At 61.0% G+C, this 15597-nt stretch carries 14 protein-coding genes; 6 read left to right on the plus strand and 8 right to left on the minus strand.

Annotated features, from left to right (window positions below):
• Positions 1-218: 218 nt before the first annotated feature.
• From HX801_RS21055 to HX801_RS21065, 3 genes are read left to right on the plus strand one after another with little or no spacing between them, the layout of a single operon-like run.
• Positions 219-878: a paraquat-inducible protein A gene (locus HX801_RS21055; RefSeq protein WP_177022667.1), complete on the plus strand. Its 660-nt coding sequence runs from the start codon at positions 219-221 to the stop codon at positions 876-878.
• Complete coding sequence (locus HX801_RS21060) at positions 865-1488, plus strand: paraquat-inducible protein A (RefSeq protein ID WP_003214366.1); 624 nt, start codon at positions 865-867, stop codon at positions 1486-1488. Before HX801_RS21055 ends, HX801_RS21060 begins: the two co-directional genes overlap by 14 nt.
• Positions 1481-3784: a PqiB family protein gene (locus HX801_RS21065; RefSeq protein ID WP_003214369.1), complete on the plus strand. Its 2304-nt coding sequence runs from the start codon at positions 1481-1483 to the stop codon at positions 3782-3784. Before HX801_RS21060 ends, HX801_RS21065 begins: the two co-directional genes overlap by 8 nt.
• 170 nt (positions 3785-3954) lie before the next feature.
• On the opposite strand, the gene mksF is transcribed toward HX801_RS21065, so the two are convergent.
• The 3 genes from mksF to mksB are packed head-to-tail and all read right to left on the minus strand — an operon-like array spanning position 3955 to position 8766.
• Positions 3955-6795: an Mks condensin complex protein MksF gene (gene mksF / locus HX801_RS21070; RefSeq protein ID WP_008437530.1), complete on the minus strand. Its 2841-nt coding sequence runs from the start codon at positions 6793-6795 to the stop codon at positions 3955-3957.
• On the minus strand, positions 6792-7499 hold the full coding sequence (gene mksE, locus HX801_RS21075; protein WP_003214375.1) for an Mks condensin complex protein MksE: 708 nt from the start codon (positions 7497-7499) through the stop codon (positions 6792-6794). The genes mksF and mksE overlap by 4 nt, the downstream gene beginning before the upstream one ends.
• Positions 7489-8766 (minus strand): Mks condensin complex protein MksB, encoded by a 1278-nt coding sequence (mksB, locus tag HX801_RS21080; protein ID WP_003214377.1) that lies wholly within the window; start codon positions 8764-8766, stop codon positions 7489-7491. The genes mksE and mksB overlap by 11 nt, the downstream gene beginning before the upstream one ends.
• A gap of 206 nt (positions 8767-8972) precedes the next feature.
• Between mksB and HX801_RS21085 the strand changes: the two genes are divergently transcribed.
• Positions 8973-9710, plus strand: coding sequence for a hypothetical protein (locus HX801_RS21085; protein WP_003214379.1), 738 nt, complete (start codon positions 8973-8975; stop codon positions 9708-9710).
• Positions 9703-10155: a ribosomal protein S18-alanine N-acetyltransferase gene (gene rimI / locus HX801_RS21090; protein ID WP_003214382.1), complete on the plus strand. Its 453-nt coding sequence runs from the start codon at positions 9703-9705 to the stop codon at positions 10153-10155. Before HX801_RS21085 ends, rimI begins: the two co-directional genes overlap by 8 nt.
• 73 nt (positions 10156-10228) lie before the next feature.
• Here the strand turns inward: rimI and HX801_RS21095 are convergent, their stop codons facing one another.
• Entirely contained in the window at positions 10229-10633 is a 405-nt protein-coding gene (locus HX801_RS21095) for a hypothetical protein (RefSeq protein ID WP_003214383.1), read from the minus strand.
• 150 nt (positions 10634-10783) lie between these two features.
• On the opposite strand from HX801_RS21095, the gene can reads away from it, so the two are divergent.
• Complete coding sequence (gene can, locus HX801_RS21100; protein WP_003214385.1) at positions 10784-11428, plus strand: carbonate dehydratase; 645 nt, start codon at positions 10784-10786, stop codon at positions 11426-11428.
• Here can and HX801_RS21105 read toward each other — a convergent pair.
• The 4 genes from HX801_RS21105 to HX801_RS21120 form a co-directional block, all read right to left on the minus strand.
• Positions 11425-11949: an SET domain-containing protein-lysine N-methyltransferase gene (locus tag HX801_RS21105; RefSeq protein WP_177022668.1), complete on the minus strand. Its 525-nt coding sequence runs from the start codon at positions 11947-11949 to the stop codon at positions 11425-11427. The genes can and HX801_RS21105 overlap by 4 nt on opposite strands.
• Before the next feature lie 171 nt (positions 11950-12120).
• Positions 12121-13290 carry a hypothetical protein gene (locus HX801_RS21110; RefSeq protein ID WP_177022669.1) on the minus strand — a complete coding sequence of 390 codons (1170 nt, stop codon included), beginning with the start codon at positions 13288-13290 and terminating at the stop codon, positions 12121-12123.
• Between the two features lie 122 nt (positions 13291-13412).
• Complete coding sequence (gene acpA / locus HX801_RS21115) at positions 13413-15113, minus strand: acid phosphatase (protein ID WP_177022670.1); 1701 nt, start codon at positions 15111-15113, stop codon at positions 13413-13415.
• 101 nt (positions 15114-15214) lie between these two features.
• Entirely contained in the window at positions 15215-15535 is a 321-nt protein-coding gene (locus tag HX801_RS21120; RefSeq protein WP_010177091.1) for a hypothetical protein, read from the minus strand.
• Positions 15536-15597: the final 62 nt, after the last annotated feature.

Here is a 15597-nt window from a genome sequence, read left to right on the forward strand (position 1 = left end):
TTTTGTTTTGCGCGGTCGGAAAGTATGGCGAGCTTGCTGGCGAAAAACTCCAACGGTAACGCGGGCTACCTGATGCCACGCATTGGTCTAAATCCCCTCGTCCCAATCCCCCCCTCGCGCACACAAACGCTACTGAATCTCCCGACAAATTTGCACAGTTATTTCTGAACCAGAACACTAGAATAGGCACCTAATCTTTTTTAGAGTCCGAGCCCTATATGCCCGACCCGGTTGATGCCCTTGAGGCGTCAGACTTACCGCTGGACGAACTCGTGGCATGCCATGAGTGCGACTTGTTGATGCGCAAGCCGGAGCTTGCCCGCGGTGAAAAGGCCCAATGCCCACGCTGCGGCTACGAGCTGTACGCTCACCGCCACAACGTCGTTGAACGAAGCCTGGCGTTAGTGATTGCCGCGCTGCTGTTGTACGTCCCCGCGAACTTTTTACCCATCATGCAGCTCAATCTACTCGGGCAGTCCTCGCAGGACACCGTGTGGACCGGCGTGGTCGGTCTGTTCGACACCGGTATGCAAGGCGTCGCCGTGGTGGTGTTCCTCTGCAGCATGGGCATTCCATTGCTCAAGCTCCTGTGCCAACTGGCGGTATTGCTGAGCATCCGCTGGAACATCGGCCGTAGCTACGGTCTGCTGTTTTATCGCATCTACCATCATCTGAAAGACTGGGGGATGCTCGAGGTCTACCTGATGGGCGTGCTGGTGGCGATCGTAAAGCTGGCCGACATGGCCACCATCACCGTTGGGCTGGGCCTGGCCTGCTTCGTAAGTCTGTTAATGGTCCAGATACTGCTGGAGGTGGTCATGTCACCTCACCAGATCTGGGAAGCGCTGTCAGGAGAGGATGCTCATGCGGGCGATTGATGCGGGCATTCTGATCTGTACCGAATGCCACGAACTAAACAAACAAGACCCGGACACCGACGAGCAAACCTGCACCCGTTGCGGCGCGCTGGTCCACGCCCGTCGTCCGAACAGCCTGACGCGCACCTGGGCGCTGCTGATCACGGCAGCCATCTTGTACATCCCGGCCAATTTGTTGCCGATCATGACCGTAAGCTCCCTGGGCCAAGGCGATCCGAGCACCATCATGTCCGGCGTGATCCAGTTGATGCAGCACGGCATGTTCCCGATCGCCGCTGTAGTGTTCATCGCCAGCATTCTGGTGCCCACCTTCAAGCTGGTGGGCATCGGCTTGTTACTGTTCTCGGTGCAGCGTCACCAGCCACTTTCCGCGCAACAACGCATTATCATGTACCGCTTTATCGAGTTCATTGGCCGCTGGTCCATGCTGGATATCTTCGTGATTGCCATCCTGGTGGCAGTCGTAAACTTTGGGCGACTTGCCAGTGTCGAGGCCAATCTCGGTGCCGTAGCGTTCGCCAGTGTGGTGATCTTGACGATGCTTGCCGCAGTAACTTTCGATCCCCGACTGATTTGGGATAACACGGAGTCGGACGACGACCATGAGTGATTTGCCTAAGGCTAAAACCCGCCCAGCTTCCAACTGGTCGGCCATTTGGGTGCTGCCCCTGATTGCCCTGATCATCGGCGGCTGGTTGGGGTGGCGCGCCTACAACCAGCAAGGCATCGAGATTCAGGTTCGCTTTGAAAGCGGCGAAGGCATCCAGGCCAACAAGACCGAAGTGGTCTACAAAGGCATGTCCGTGGGTAAGGTCAAAACCCTGGCCCTGGATGACGAAGGTAACAATCGCGGGGTGATTGCTACCATCGAGATGAACAAGGATGTGGAGCAATACCTCAAGACCAACACCCGCTTCTGGCTGGTAAAGCCAAGTGTCAGCCTGGCCGGGATCACCGGCCTGGAAACCCTGGTCTCGGGTAACTACATCGCCGCCAGCCCAGGCGATGGTGAGCCGACGCGCAAGTTCAAGGCCCTGTCCGAAGAACCGCCTTTATCCGACGCCAAGCCCGGCCTGCACCTGACGATCAAAGCTGATCGACTCGGCTCGCTGAACCGTGGCAGCCCGGTGTTCTACAAGCAGATCCAGGTCGGCCAGGTCAAAAGCTACCTGCTCTCCGAAGACCAGACCACCGTTGAAATCAAGGTCTACATCGAGCCGACCTACGCCAGCCTGGTGCGTAAACACACGCGTTTCTGGAACGCCAGCGGCATCAGCATCGACGCCAACCTTTCCGGCGTAAAAGTCCGCAGTGAATCCCTGGCCAGCATCGTTGCCGGCGGTATCGCCTTCGCCACGCCGGAGAACCGCAAGGACAGCCCACCGACGGACCCGAGCCTGCCGTTCCGCCTGTACGAAGATTTCGATGCAGCCGCGGCGGGCATCAAGGTCAAAGTCAAACTCACCGACTTCGAAGGCCTCCAGGCGGGCCGCACCCCGGTGATGTACAAAGGCATCCAGGTCGGCAGCCTGAAAACCCTGAAGATCGATCCGGACCTGTCCAGCGCCAATGCCGAGTTGACCCTCGACCCACTGGCCGAAGACTACCTCGTCCAGGACACCCAATTCTGGGTAGTCAAACCGTCTATCTCCCTGGCGGGCATCACCGGGCTGGAAGCGTTGGTCAAAGGTAACTACATCGCCATCCGTCCCGGCGACAAGGGCACCGCGCCACAACGGGAGTACGTCGCCCGCGCCAAGGCGCCGCCACTGGACCTGCGTTCCCCCGGCCTGCACATGGTGCTCTTCACCGACAACCTCGGCTCCCTGGATGTCGGCAGCCCGATCCTCTACAAGCAGGTCAAGGTCGGTTCCGTGCAGAGCTACCAGTTCTCCCGCAAGAACAAGCAACTGGTGATCGGCGTCCATATCGAGAAAGAATACGAAGGCCTGGTCAATGGTTCGACCCGTTTCTGGAATGCCAGCGGCGTGACCCTGACCGGTGGGCTTACCGGCGGCATCCAGGTGAAAAGCGAATCCCTGGCCAGCCTGATGGCGGGCGGTATCGCCTTCGAAACCCCGGAGCCGAATGTGCCGCTGAAAAAGCGCATCCCGCGTTTCCGTCTGTTCCCGGATCGCGAAGCCGCCAACCAGCACGGTACGTTGGTGACCATCAAGGTCGACCGCGCCGATGGCCTGCGCCCGGGTACGCCAGTGCGCTTCAAGGGCCTGGACGTAGGCAAGATCGAAAGTGTCGACCTGAGCGCCGACATGCAATCGGTGCTGCTCAGCGCGCGTATCACCCAAGTGGCCGACCGCATTGCACGGGCCGGCAGTCAGTTCTGGGTGGTCAAGCCTGAACTGGGCCTGATGAAAACGTCGAACCTGGAAACCCTGGTGACCGGCCAGTACATCGAAGTACAGCCAGCGACCAAAAGCATCGGCCCACAGAAGAGTTTCGTCGCGCTGGACAAGCCGCCAGAAGCCGTTCATCAGGAGGAGGGCCTGAGCCTGGTACTCAGCGCCGCACGCCGTGGCTCGTTGAAGGAAGGCGTTCCGGTCACTTACCGCGAAGTCACCGTAGGCAAAGTTACCGGCTACGAGCTGGGCCAGACCGCCGACCGTGTGCTGGTTCACATCCTGATCGAGCCCAAGTACGCGCCTCTGGTGCGCAGTGGCAGCCGGTTCTGGAACACCAGCGGCTTCGGGCTCGACTTCGGCTTGTTCAAGGGCGCGACTGTTCGCACTGAGTCCCTGGAGACCCTGGTCGCCGGCGGCATCGCCTTTGCCACGCCGGACGGCGAGCGTATGGGCAACGCTGCACGGCCCCAGCAGACCTTCCCGCTGTTCGACAAATTTGAAGATGAATGGCTGACCTGGGCGCCTAAAATCCCACTCGGCAAATAGACCGAGGCGCGGCCTTCGCGAGCAAGCCCGCTCCCACATTTGACCCAGTTCCCATTGAAGGAACCCGATTGAATGTGGGAGCGGGCTTGCTCGCGAAGAGGCCCTCAAAAACACCAAAAAAAGGCCGCGATCCAGAAGATCGCGGCCTTTTTGCATTTCAGCGCAACTGATTAAACCTCATCCAGCTCCGGCTCATCCGCCTGCACATTCACCGTCGCCTTTACCACATCGTGACGACGGATGTACTTCCAGTCCGCTTCATCAATGTAGATCCCGTTCGGCCCGCTGCCGCCTTCCAGGTCGATCGCCACCTGGGCGGAAACCTGCGGCTTCACACTGGCCAGAATCGGCACGAAGCCCAGCTGCAAGCTGGTTTCCAGCAACGCCGCCTGGTTCTTCTCATCGATATCCGCCGCCTCGTCGAGGTAGTACGGCAAGCGCACGCGCCCGGCCTGGTCGCGGTCCATCAAGTGCAGCAACAAATACATGTTGGTCAGCGCCTTGATGGTCATGGTGGTGCCGTTGGAGGCGGCGCCATCGATGTCGGTGTGAATGATCGGCTGGCCGTTGACCTTGGTGATCTCGAACGCCAGTTCGAACAAGTCCTTGAGGCCCAACTGGTTATGATTGGCCGCTACCAGGCGCGCCAGGTATTCCTTGGCCTCTTCGTTCTTGTTGTCCTGCTCGGCGCTCTGGCTCAGATCGAACACCGACAGGGTTTCGCCTTCTTCATACTGGCCGGCACTGTGGATGATCTGGTCGATATGCTTGAGGGCTTCCTTGTTCGGCGCGAGCACGATGCGGAAGCTCTGCAGGTTGGACACCTGGCGCTTGTTGATCTCACGGTTGAACAACGCCAACTGGTGCTCAAGGCTGTCGTAGTCGCTGCGGATATTGCGCAAGGTGCGCGCGATATCCGTGACCGCCGCCCGCCGGGCCTTGCCCAGGGTCAGGGCTTCATCGGTACGGTGCGCGTAAGCGTTGATCAGCAGGTGCAGGCGGCGCTCCATATCGTCTTCACTGTCGAACTTGGCCACGCCCTTGAGGCGCACCTGTGCGTACAGCGCGTCGATCTGGCCATCAGCGCGCAGCAGGCCTTGCCAGCTGTCCTGGTAGTCATTGAGCAGCGGCAGCAGGTTGTCCATGGAATCGTCGACCGGGTCCATGAACGGCGTACCAAACGGCAAGTCTGCCGGCAGCAACTGGCGACGACGCAATGCGTCATCCAGGGTGCGCTGCTTGGCTTCCATATCACCAATCTGCCGGCCTACCAATTGCAGCTTGGCCGACAGTTGCTGGACGCGCTCGGTAAACGCATCGCTGGAGCGTTTCAATTCGTCCTGGGCCGCTTCCATCTGCGCCAGGCTTTCCAGCTTCTCGCCTTCCTCGGCGCTCAGGGTTTGTGCACGGCGGAAATCTTCCAGCGCCTTCTGCGCGTCCAGTACCTGTTGGTACAGCGCTTCAGTCTGGGTCTTGCTCGCCGCGCGGTCGGCCGCCACGGCTTGCTGGGTTTTCAGTTGCTTGAGTTCTTTTTCCAGACGCTCTTTCTGGTCGCGCAACGCGGCGCGGTCAGCCAGTGCCTGCAACGCCGGTGGCTCGATGTGCGAGATGTCGATGGCCAGCCCCGGCACTTCAAAACGCTCGCCCTTGAAGCCATCAAGGATCTGCTCCAGGGATTTCACCCACAGGCCGTCCTCGTCCAGCGTGATGCCATGCTCACCCAGCGGCAAGCTGAACAGCGAACTGTTGAACAGGCGCATCAGACGCTCGACATCCTGCTGCGAGAATTCTTCCCGCAGCTTGGCGTAGCTGTTGTTGTCGGCGTGATCGAGTTGCTGCTTCACCGACTTCAGGCGTTTTTCCAGGTCCCGCAGACGTTCATCCAGATCCTCGGCGCTGAACTGACGCGACTGCGCCAAGGCCCCGGCCAGTTCATCGTGAGCATCCTTGGCGGCCAGCAGTTGCTGCTCCAGCACCTTGACGTCATCCACCAGCGCGAAGCGGTGCTTGAGCACTGACAGCTCACCCAGCCAGCGCTGAATCCCGCTGATTTCCCGCTCCAGGCGCATCAGCTCCTGAGTGCCGCCGCGCTGGTCGTTCTGCAGCGAATCCTGCTCGTTGCGGTAATGCTCGGCCTGGATCGTCAGTTCTTCCTTGCGCGCACTGGCGTAGTCCGACCAGGTGCCCAGCAACGAATCCAGCAGCGGTGACAGGCGATGCAGCTTGCCCCGCAGAATGTCCCGCTGCTTCACGCCGTTGGCCAAGGCTTCTACCAGAGGGCCGGCAGCCACCAGCGAGTTGTAGTCCTGCTCCATGCGTCGTACATCGCGGAAGGCTTCTTCGCACGCCGCGATGTAATCGACACTGCCGGAACGCAGGCTGTGTTCGAACGCATCCAGAAACAGCTGCTTCAACTTGGCCGCGGTGATTTCCCGCATGTGCAGCAAATTGATAAACAGCGCGCGGAAGGTCTTCAGGCTCTGCTCGCTGGTGGAGCGCAGCGGAATCAGGGTCAGGTCCAGCGGGATCGAAGTATGGCCGCCCACCAGCAAACGCCGCAGCTCATCGGGCTTGAGCTCATAGGCTTTCAGGCCTTCGCGCTCAAGGTTGGTGAACAGCTCTTTCTGGCGCAGGCAGGTGTCGTTCTTCTGGTAGTGCGCCAGGTCCAGCTTGCCGGCGTAGGCAAAGAACTGGTGACCGAAACCACCGCCCGGGCCGCGACCGACCACGCCGATCACGTGCGGGCCATGGGGAAGCGAGACTTCCACGAGGATGTAGCTGGTGTCGGTGGCAAAGTAGAAACGCCGGGATTGCTCCAGGGTGTACTTGCCGAAACTCATGTCCGACATGCGCGCCAGAATCGGGAACTGCAAGGCGTTGATCGACGCCGATTTGCCAAGGTTGTTCGCGCCGTACACCGACAGCGGTTCTTCCAGCGGGAACAGGCCCAGGCTGTAACCGGCGGTGTTCAAAAGGGCGAAGCGGCGAATGCCGTAGCGTTCCTTGCTCATGCGTCGGTCTCCTGTTCTTCGGCAATGGCGCGGGCCAGGGCGTCTTCTTCGCTTTCTTCTGCAAAGTCACTCAAGTCCAGCGGGTCATCGGTCTTCAGCAGTTTTTCATCGCTGTCTTCGTCGATGATCACCGGGGCCGGCAACGGCAATACGCTGTGGATGCTCGCGGCCAGGTCGCGGTCTTGCTGGACCGAGAGGCACACATCGAGGAAGCGGTGCATCGGCGGCAGGAAGCGGTAGATGCCGTTCTCTTCACCGGCAAAACCCAGCTGGGTCATGCGGCGCATGATTTTTTCTTCCAGTTCCTCGACGGTCTGCACTTCGGCCTGGATAAACAGGTCGCGGTACTTTTCCAGCAACGACGGCAGTTCGTCACGGCCCAGGCTGCCACCGTCGAGCACGGCGATCGGGTCGCGGCCCTGGTCGGCCAGGTGCTCGACGATGATGAAGGTGAACAACGCCAGGCGCTGGGCGGTCTTGTTGACCTGCGCGGCGGCCACGGCCGAGTCCGGCACGAAGTAGTAGAAACCCCGCGTGTCGCACACCAACTCAAAGCCCAGGGCCTTGAACAACGTGCGGTACTGGTCCTGGAAGTTCGACAGTTGGGCGTACAGCTCCGGGTCGCGGCGGCTGACGTGGTAACCCTTGAACAGCTCGCGAAAGATCGGCGCCAGCTGGGACAGTTCGGATAGATCAAGATGCATGAGGGGTGCTCGCAGAATTCCCGGCCGTATCAATACTGGCTGGAAGCAGGGCGAATGAGCGCAGGCTGACCTGGTGCTCGTGAGTGTGGTAATCCCGTCGTTCCAGACGTTCACGCTTGAAGCGTTTTTCCCGCGACAGGCGTGAGAACCAGTACAGCAACTCGTCGGTTGCGCCGTCCGGTTCCTGCTCCAGCAGCCAGGTCATCAGGTCCGGCATCGGCAGCGCGTCTTCACAGCGCTCGAGCATTTCCTTGACCGTGCGCGGTGCGCGAGGGGCTTCGCCCTTGTGGGATTTGTGCGCCTTGGGGAAACGCGCCGGCTTCGGTTCGAAGTTGGCCAGGGCGTACACGTAGGCTTCGACCTGGCTGGCACTGCCAAGAAAGGTGCTTTGCGGCCGGGTGAACATCGGCATCGCCGCTTGCGGCACCGCGTCCAGGCCCTTGCGGCGAATCGCCGACAAGGCCAGCGCCGCGCCCCGGGTCACGGCGTTGTGCCGGCGCGCTTCTTCCCGCAACGGCAGCAGCAGTTCCCGGGCGTGACGCAAGGTCAGTTGGGCGCTGGTCTGCATTTCGAGGATGCGCGCGTGGGTGCGCAGCAGCATGTCGTCGTCCACCAGGTGGCCGAGGCGCTGCTGCTCGGTGAGCATGCGCAACAGTACGTTTTCCACCTTGCGCACGCCTTGTTCGAAGGCGCCGTCGGCGTTCACCAGTTGAATCATCGGCTCGACGTATTCGTCCCAGGTCGCCAGTACTTCGGCGTAGCGCTGGCGCAACGGGATCTGCCGGTCACTGGTCTTGGCGCGATCGGCCACGGCAGCGAGGGCCTGTTCATCGTTGGCGAGTTTTTTCAGCACGTCGCGCACGCGCATGTCCAGCAGGCGCAATTGGCGCGCCAGGTCATGGCCGTCGCGGATGTCGAAGGCGTCCTGGATATAACCCGCCAGGCGCTCAAGGTGGCGCAGGTAGGCTTCGATTTCCAGGCACAGGCCTAGCCGGTGCTCCTTGCGAAGATACGCCAGGAAGTCGTGGATCTGTGCGTTGAGCTCGAAACGGTTCGGGCTCTTGGCGACAGGCACCAGGATATCCAGGCGAATCCACACGTCCAGCAGGCTGGTGATGTCCTGTGGCGTGCTGTCCAGTTGTTGGGCGGCCAGCTGGGCGCGCAGTTCGCTGAGGCTCAGGGTGCCTTGGTCGAAGTGTTCGCACAGTGGCTCAAGCAGGGCCCAGTGTTCGGCGAGGGCGCGCAAGACGCGCTTGGGTTCGATCATCGGAATGGCCGGCTGGTTAGCGATTAAAAGCAGCGATTGTACTGCATCGGTGCCGGGATTTATCCACAGCCGGTCGTGAGGCGCTCAGCGGAGCGATCAACTGCGGGCGATCTTCGTCGAAGGGCGGTAGAATCCCTGTTCTTTAGTTATCCACAAGTGGCCGACCTTTGCTTATCGAGTCCCGACGTCGCGCTTACTTGACCGCCATGCAGGTGGTCAACTGGCTGCCGCGCACTGAATTACCGTTCGCCGCCCCTTCGCGGCCCGAGCTGCTGGAGGCCCCGGAACCGTTCGAGGCTTTCGAGCCTTCGGGTGAGGAGGCGGCTGCGCCGGTGCCGCTGGTCAAGCCCGTGGCAGAAACCCCGGTGGTCCGGCCAAAGGTCGAAGTGCCGCGCCCGTCGCCGGTGGCCAAGCCGGTCGTCGCCGAAGAGGCGCCTGCCGTGGTCAAGGCTCCGGTCGTACCGCCGCCACGCTTTGCCCTGCAACTGCTGCGGGCCGGGCGATGCCTGCTGCTGGTGGAGTTACCCACAGGCGAGCGCTTCCAGGCCCGCGACCCGGCCTATCTGCTGCTCAAGGACATGTTGCGCGCCGCCGGCCTGCCCGACAGTCCGCAAATCGTTGGCGAGCCGGTGCGCTGGCCGCTGCTGGCCCGGGGCACCATGGACCAGGGCCCGGAAGCTGCACGGGATTTTGTGCAAGGTTTTGTCTCGGCGCGCCTGGAAGACGAACCCTGCGTGTGCCTGTGGCTGATCGGCCTGCCCGCCGTGCGTTTTGCCGGCGAAGCGAATGCCGAGGCCTGGTACCGCGAACTGCAGGTCGAAGGCCTGGGCTCCGTCTGGGCCCTGCCGGGCCTGGAACTATTAATGGAAGAGCCACAGCGTAAGGCTGATGTCTGGCAAGCCATGCGCCGGCTGATGGCGCGCTGGAAAAGTACCGATGAGTGAAGCTTTATCCTTCCGCCCGATGACCGAGGCGGACCTCGACGCTGTACTGAAGATCGAATACGCAGCGTTCAGCCACCCTTGGACCCGCGGGATTTTTCTCGACGGGCTGGGCAAATACCAGATCTGGCTGATGTTCGAAGGTGAGCAGCAGGTGGGGCACGGGGTGGTGCAGATCATCCTCGATGAAGCGCATTTGCTGAACATCACCGTCAAGCCGGAAAACCAGGGCCGTGGCCTGGGCTTGAGCTTGCTGGAGCACCTGATGTCCCGGGCCTACGAGGCCAAGGCGCGGGAATGTTTCCTGGAAGTGCGCGACAGCAACACCGGCGCGTTCCGGCTGTACGAGCGTTATGGTTTCAACGAAATTGGCCGTCGGCGGGATTATTACCCCGCCGTCGGTGGCCGCGAAGATGCGGTGGTGATGGCCTGCACCCTGGTCGACTAAACACAGGGCCCAATGTGGGAGCGGGCTTGGTGGGAGCGAGCAAGCCCGCTCCCACATTCAGTTCGGCAGGGTGTCAGCGGTTGCCGTCTACTGGATCGATATCGGCCAACTCGGCCTCATCCAGGCCATTGCCGCCGCCGATCTCGTCTTCATCGACGATACTCAAATCGTAATCCGCCGGATGGTCTTCACCTGCTTCCTGCGCATCCCGCGCACCATCCTCATGGATCAGCGTTTCCGGGCTCATGTCATCATCGGTTGAATCATGATCGTCAGTGGAAGCACCGGTCATCCCGGCTTCGCGCACCCGTTCGTCGGGCATCAGGTGCTCACGCTCCCGAGGCGGAATTTCGTCGCCGATTTCCGCAGTCGGCTCCTCCTTGTCAAAATCCAGCTCGCGCATTTCGCCCATGCGATCTTCGTTGTCATCAATCGGTTCCGGCTGTGTAGCGCCGTAGGGACGTCGTGATTCAGTCATGGCGATTCCTCATACTGTGGGGCTTATAGTGTGTGGACAGGCATGGCTCCCCAAGATTCAAGAAATTGCCGCCGGCTATCTTTATTGTTGGCGTGACCCGGACGGGCGGTCGAGTGTCAAAACTGCGCATCATTCCTGAGGCTTTCCCTGATGAACGAACTACAAGACTTGCTTGATAACAACGAACGCTGGGCGGATGCGATCAAACAGGAAGATCCCGAATTCTTCGCCAAGCTCGCTCGCCAGCAAACCCCGGAATACCTGTGGATCGGCTGTTCCGACGCCCGGGTACCGGCCAACGAGATCGTCGGCATGCTGCCTGGCGACCTGTTTGTGCACCGCAACGTGGCCAACGTGGTATTGCACACCGACCTCAATTGCCTGTCGGTGATCCAGTACGCAGTCGACGTGCTCAAGGTCAAACACATCCTGGTGACCGGCCACTATGGCTGCGGTGGCGTACGCGCCTCGATGCAGGACAACCAGTTGGGCCTGATCGACGGCTGGCTGCGCACCATCCGTGACCTGTACTACGAAAACCGCGACGTGCTGGCCCAGTTGCCCACGGAAGAGGAACGTGTAGACCGCCTGTGCGAACTGAACGTGATCCAGCAGGTGGCCAACGTCGGCCACACCAGCATCGTGCAGAACGCCTGGCACCGCGGGCAGAGCCTGTCGGTTCATGGCTGTATCTACGGGATCAAGGACGGCCGCTGGAAAAGCCTGAACACCACCATCAGTGGCTTCGAGCAATTGCCGCCGCAATACCGCCTGCGCCCGCTGGGTGCGGTCTAAGGGCTTTTGCGTTCGCGCCACTGCTCCATGAATTGCTGACCCTCGGGATTCAACGGCTCCTTCATGCCGGTGATCCAGCCCCGACAGTTGAGCTCGCCGCACTGGCAGCGAAACTGTCGGAACAATACGTCCTCGGTGTGGGCGTAATCCATGGTCAGCAGGGCGCCAGCGGGAATGGGCTGAACGGACCACAGTTCCAGGTACGTCATGTCGAGAAACGCGTTCGGGTTGCACGAGTGCGAAATCAGGCCGCTGAACCACGGGTCGTACAAGTGGATACGCGAGGACATCTGCACCGTATGCAGGCGCCGCTCATTCAATGCGTAGCCGGACACCCTGGCGATGCACATGCGGCTGTCAAAGGCGACGCGGGTCTTGATTCCGTCGCCTGAACCGTCTCGGGTACGCACCACTTCATAGTCGCGAGCGCGAGGGTAGCCGTGTTCGGCGAGGGCGGTCGCGAACGGGTAAAGACACTTGCTCACAGCGGTTTTAGCCTTGTCCATGGCTTGAGTTTTCATGACTCTCCAGGAGGGGCTGCATCGACCTGCCGGTGGTGTCTTGACTGCCAGTCTTGCAGCGGATGGGCGCGGCTCAAGACTCGCTTAAGTGGGAACCAATTTCTACTGTCAAATCTGACAGTAGAAGTTGGCTATCTTTTATGTAGGAAAATGCCCTTCTTGCAGCCCGCTTCAGAGCGCCGGTGCTTCAATTGCCGGTTCTGGCACGGCGCTTTTCAATTGCCTCAGCTGGGTTTTGATCGCCGGCTGGGCACACTTGGCGTTCGCTTGATCAGGCGTCAGCTCGCGGATAGAGGTGTAGAACAGTTCGCAGGTCTGCTCCTTGCGCGTTACCTGCCAAGTGTTCATGCAGCCTTTGAGCTGCACATTCGGATCGCTGGCGGGCTTCTGGCCCATCGAGGCCTGCCAGCAGGCGGCGCTCAAGTCTTGGCCCATCACCTTCAAACCGGCCTCGTCGGCCTTTTGCTCGTCACCGTCATAGGTGTCGGGGTTGGCGGCATACCAGATGTAGCTCGGGTGATTGGCGCCCAGTACGGCGACCTGGCTCCCGACGGCCGGGCTGATTTGCGCCAGGCCCAGTACGGCAACGGTTTGCCCGTATTGCTGCTTGATCCAGCTGCGCACCGGGGCGCCGAAGGCCACCATCGGCAACGCGCCGCCCGCGTGCTGGCTCAGCTCCTTGACCATCCGGGTCTGGTAGTCGGTGAAGTAACCGTACACACCTTCCAGGTCCTTGCCCGCCGTGGCAGGGGCGGCGATCGGGGCGATGTCGATGATGGTCTGGTATTCCGGCGTCTGGGTCGCCGGGATGCCGTTGGCCGTGAGCAAGGTCGCCCAGCGGTCGGTGGTGGCCGACTCCAGGTAGTCCTGGAAGTGGGTCAGGGAATAATCCGGCGGGAAGTGCAGCAGCTCGATGCTCTTGCGGTTTTCCAGGGCCATGCCCAGCGGCAGGAACAGGTACCAGTTGAACTGCCATTTGCCATCACCATTGAGTTTGCTGGCGCCCTGGTAAGCCAGGTCGGCGGTATCGAGCAAGGTGGTCAACGGCTGGCCATAACCGTCTGGCACACCGCTGAACGTGGCCAGCACCTGGTCATGCTCGGTTTTGACGCTGACTTTGGCCCGGCTGTAACCGTCGCGTTGCAGGCTCTGGTTCAGGTAGTGCTCGACGGTCTGTTCCAGCGTCCAGGGACGAAAACAGATGACGTTGCAATTGTTCGGGTACGCGAACAACTGGGTGACACGTTGCGGGGTACCCAGCGGTACGGTGATGTCAGCCTGTACGACCGCACTCAAGGTCAGTGCGGCCAGGGTGAAGGACAACCTGGTGAGTTTGAACATGGATGGTTCCCTGTCAGCGAAAGCCCGTCTGCGCGGGGTGAATGCCCACCCTCACACATTAGCGGTTGACCGGGAAAAGCGCGTAGAAAAACTGCGTGCTTGTCGCTTTTGAGCAAGTGCGTCTACACCTTGAAGTGCAGGGCGTTGGTCAAATCCCCCATGGGCTTCTGGCCGCGCGCGGTCATGGCGTCGTCACGCTGCTTGAGCCCATCGAGGGTTTCCAGCTGGAACACCCGGGTGATCAGACGCAGGATCGACGCGGTGTCGTAGACGGTATGGTCCACCGTGCCCTTGCGCGCGAACGGCGAGACCACCAGTGCCGGAATCCGCGTGCCCGGGCCCCAGCGATCGCCTTTTGGCGGTGCAACGTGGTCCCACCAGCCGCCGTTTTCATCGACGGTGACGATCACCACCATGTTCTTCCACTGCGGGCTTTCCTGCAGCACCTTCAAGGCGCGGGTGATATGCCGGTCGCCCGAAGCGACGTCGGCGTAACCGGCGTGCATATTCAGGTTGCCCTGGGGTTTGTAGAAGGTCACCGCAGGCAGCTTGCCGGCCTGGGCATCGGCGAAGAACTTGTTGGTGCTGGCGTCATCCCCCAGGCCGCCATCGCGCAGGCGTTTATTGCGCTCAGCCGGGTTTTCCGGGCCTTGCTGCTTGAAGTAGTTGAAGGGCTGGTGGTGGTACTGGAAGTTCGGAATCTTCGGAATGCCGCCCGAGTCCTTGAACTGATCCAGCGTTGCTTGCCACGCACCGGCGTACCAGGCCCAGTCGACGTTCTTTTTCGACAGTTTGTCGCCGATGTGCTCGTGGGTTTGTGGCACCAGCACGTTAGGCAAGTCGGGCTTGGAGTAATCCGGGCGCTCGGGGTCGCGAATCCAGGTAGGCCAGTAAGGCGGGGCCAGGGTGTTCACGCCGAAACCGTCCGGGGTCAGTGCGCTGGGGCCGAATTGCGGCGGGCCGGTCATGGCGCTGGCCGGGGACTTGTCCAGAGGCTTGAGGCGCGGGTCGGTCGGGTCGTCGCTTTGCAGCGTGGCGATCTGTGCCTTGGCCACCGATTGCGCAGCGTTTGGGTACACCGGCGGGGTGGCGCTGATCAGGTATTGGTGGTTGAGGAACGAGCCGCCAAACGCGCCCTGGAAGAAGTTATCGCAGAGCACAAACTCCTTCGCCACGTCCCACAAGCGCAGGGCGTAACGGCTCTGGGCGTAATGGCCCATCAGCAGGCCGCCGGAGTCGCCCCAAGCGACGAACGCATCGTTTTTACCGCCATTGATCTGCATCTGGTTCTGATAGAACACGTGCCACAAATCCCGGGTGACCAGGCTCAGGGGCTGGTCTTCACCGTTCGGGCCCTTCAGGGCGTAGGGGGCGTTGGGCAGGTTTTCCTGGTATTGCACTTCGCTGGGGTAGGTCACGCCATCGACGGTCTGCGGGCCGATTTGCAACACGCCGCCCCAGGTCGGGGGCAGCGTGCTCAGCAGGCTGCCGTCGCGGTCGCGTTGTTGATACTCAGCGGCGGTCAGGGCCGACAGGGGTTTCTCGACGCCGGGGAAATCAGCAAACAGGTTGTTGAAACTGCGGTTTTCGGCGTAGATCACCACCACGGTTTTAACCTGTTCGTGCAGAGCCTTGTCCAGCTCTTGCGGCGTCAGCGGACGCTCCACCGGCTTGCCGGGTGCCTCGCTGGTATTGCCGCAGGCACTCAGGGTCGCACCCACGCCCAGCACGGCCGCGCCTCCCAGGAAGCGCCGCCGGCTGGTGTCGACTGGCGGTTTGGCTTCAATGTCTTGGGAAGGGCGGTCTTCGTGCTCGTCGCTCATTGCTGGGAGTTCCTGCTGGTTGAATGTTGCAAGATATTTCGCAGGACGGTAGCAATGCAATGTGACGGAACGAAGACAGTGCCTTGAACGCTACAGGCCACTCATAACAAGCGCAGTGCCAATTGGCTGCCGGCGCGCAAGTACTCTACCTGGGACGCCAGCGCATCCTTGACGATGGCTTCGCCCGTGTCAGTCAGCTTGGCTTTCTTGGCATCGATGACGCAGGACTGCAGCAGTTGCATGGCCACATCCATGGCTTTCTGGAACGCCGTCACGTTGTTGTGCAGGCCAAACTCCTTGATAACAGTGGCCATGCGGCAATCGGCATTGTCGCGCAGGCCCTGGTACTCAACGAACGACACGTTGCCGTCCTTGTAAATAGCATTGATCAACTCTTCCAGCGATTTGGATAGGGGCGTCATCGGATTTTCCTTGGGGGGTGTGAGGCGTTATCCGAATCAGGTTAATCAAAGGCGTTGGCGGC

Source organism: Pseudomonas sp. G1002 (assembly GCF_013385455.1).
GTDB lineage: Bacteria > Pseudomonadota > Gammaproteobacteria > Pseudomonadales > Pseudomonadaceae > Aquipseudomonas.

What these genes read in the sequence shown, in the direction of transcription:
- mksE (WP_003214375.1), bottom strand. Translation starts at nt 7,499, where the DNA reads ATGCATCTTGATCTATCCGAACTGTCCCAGCTGGCGCCGATCTTTCGC.
- HX801_RS21085 (WP_003214379.1), top strand. Translation starts at nt 8,973, where the DNA reads ATGCAGGTGGTCAACTGGCTGCCGCGCACTGAATTACCGTTCGCCGCC.
- can (WP_003214385.1), top strand. Translation starts at nt 10,784, where the DNA reads ATGAACGAACTACAAGACTTGCTTGATAACAACGAACGCTGGGCGGAT.
- HX801_RS21055 (WP_177022667.1), top strand. Translation starts at nt 219, where the DNA reads ATGCCCGACCCGGTTGATGCCCTTGAGGCGTCAGACTTACCGCTGGAC.
- HX801_RS21095 (WP_003214383.1), bottom strand. Translation starts at nt 10,633, where the DNA reads ATGACTGAATCACGACGTCCCTACGGCGCTACACAGCCGGAACCGATT.
- acpA (WP_177022670.1), bottom strand. Translation starts at nt 15,113, where the DNA reads ATGAGCGACGAGCACGAAGACCGCCCTTCCCAAGACATTGAAGCCAAA.
- mksF (WP_008437530.1), bottom strand. Translation starts at nt 6,795, where the DNA reads ATGAGCAAGGAACGCTACGGCATTCGCCGCTTCGCCCTTTTGAACACC.
- rimI (WP_003214382.1), top strand. Translation starts at nt 9,703, where the DNA reads ATGAGTGAAGCTTTATCCTTCCGCCCGATGACCGAGGCGGACCTCGAC.
- mksB (WP_003214377.1), bottom strand. Translation starts at nt 8,766, where the DNA reads ATGATCGAACCCAAGCGCGTCTTGCGCGCCCTCGCCGAACACTGGGCC.
- HX801_RS21110 (WP_177022669.1), bottom strand. Translation starts at nt 13,290, where the DNA reads ATGTTCAAACTCACCAGGTTGTCCTTCACCCTGGCCGCACTGACCTTG.
- HX801_RS21065 (WP_003214369.1), top strand. Translation starts at nt 1,481, where the DNA reads ATGAGTGATTTGCCTAAGGCTAAAACCCGCCCAGCTTCCAACTGGTCG.
- HX801_RS21120 (WP_010177091.1), bottom strand. Translation starts at nt 15,535, where the DNA reads ATGACGCCCCTATCCAAATCGCTGGAAGAGTTGATCAATGCTATTTAC.
- HX801_RS21105 (WP_177022668.1), bottom strand. Translation starts at nt 11,949, where the DNA reads ATGAAAACTCAAGCCATGGACAAGGCTAAAACCGCTGTGAGCAAGTGT.
- HX801_RS21060 (WP_003214366.1), top strand. Translation starts at nt 865, where the DNA reads ATGCGGGCGATTGATGCGGGCATTCTGATCTGTACCGAATGCCACGAA.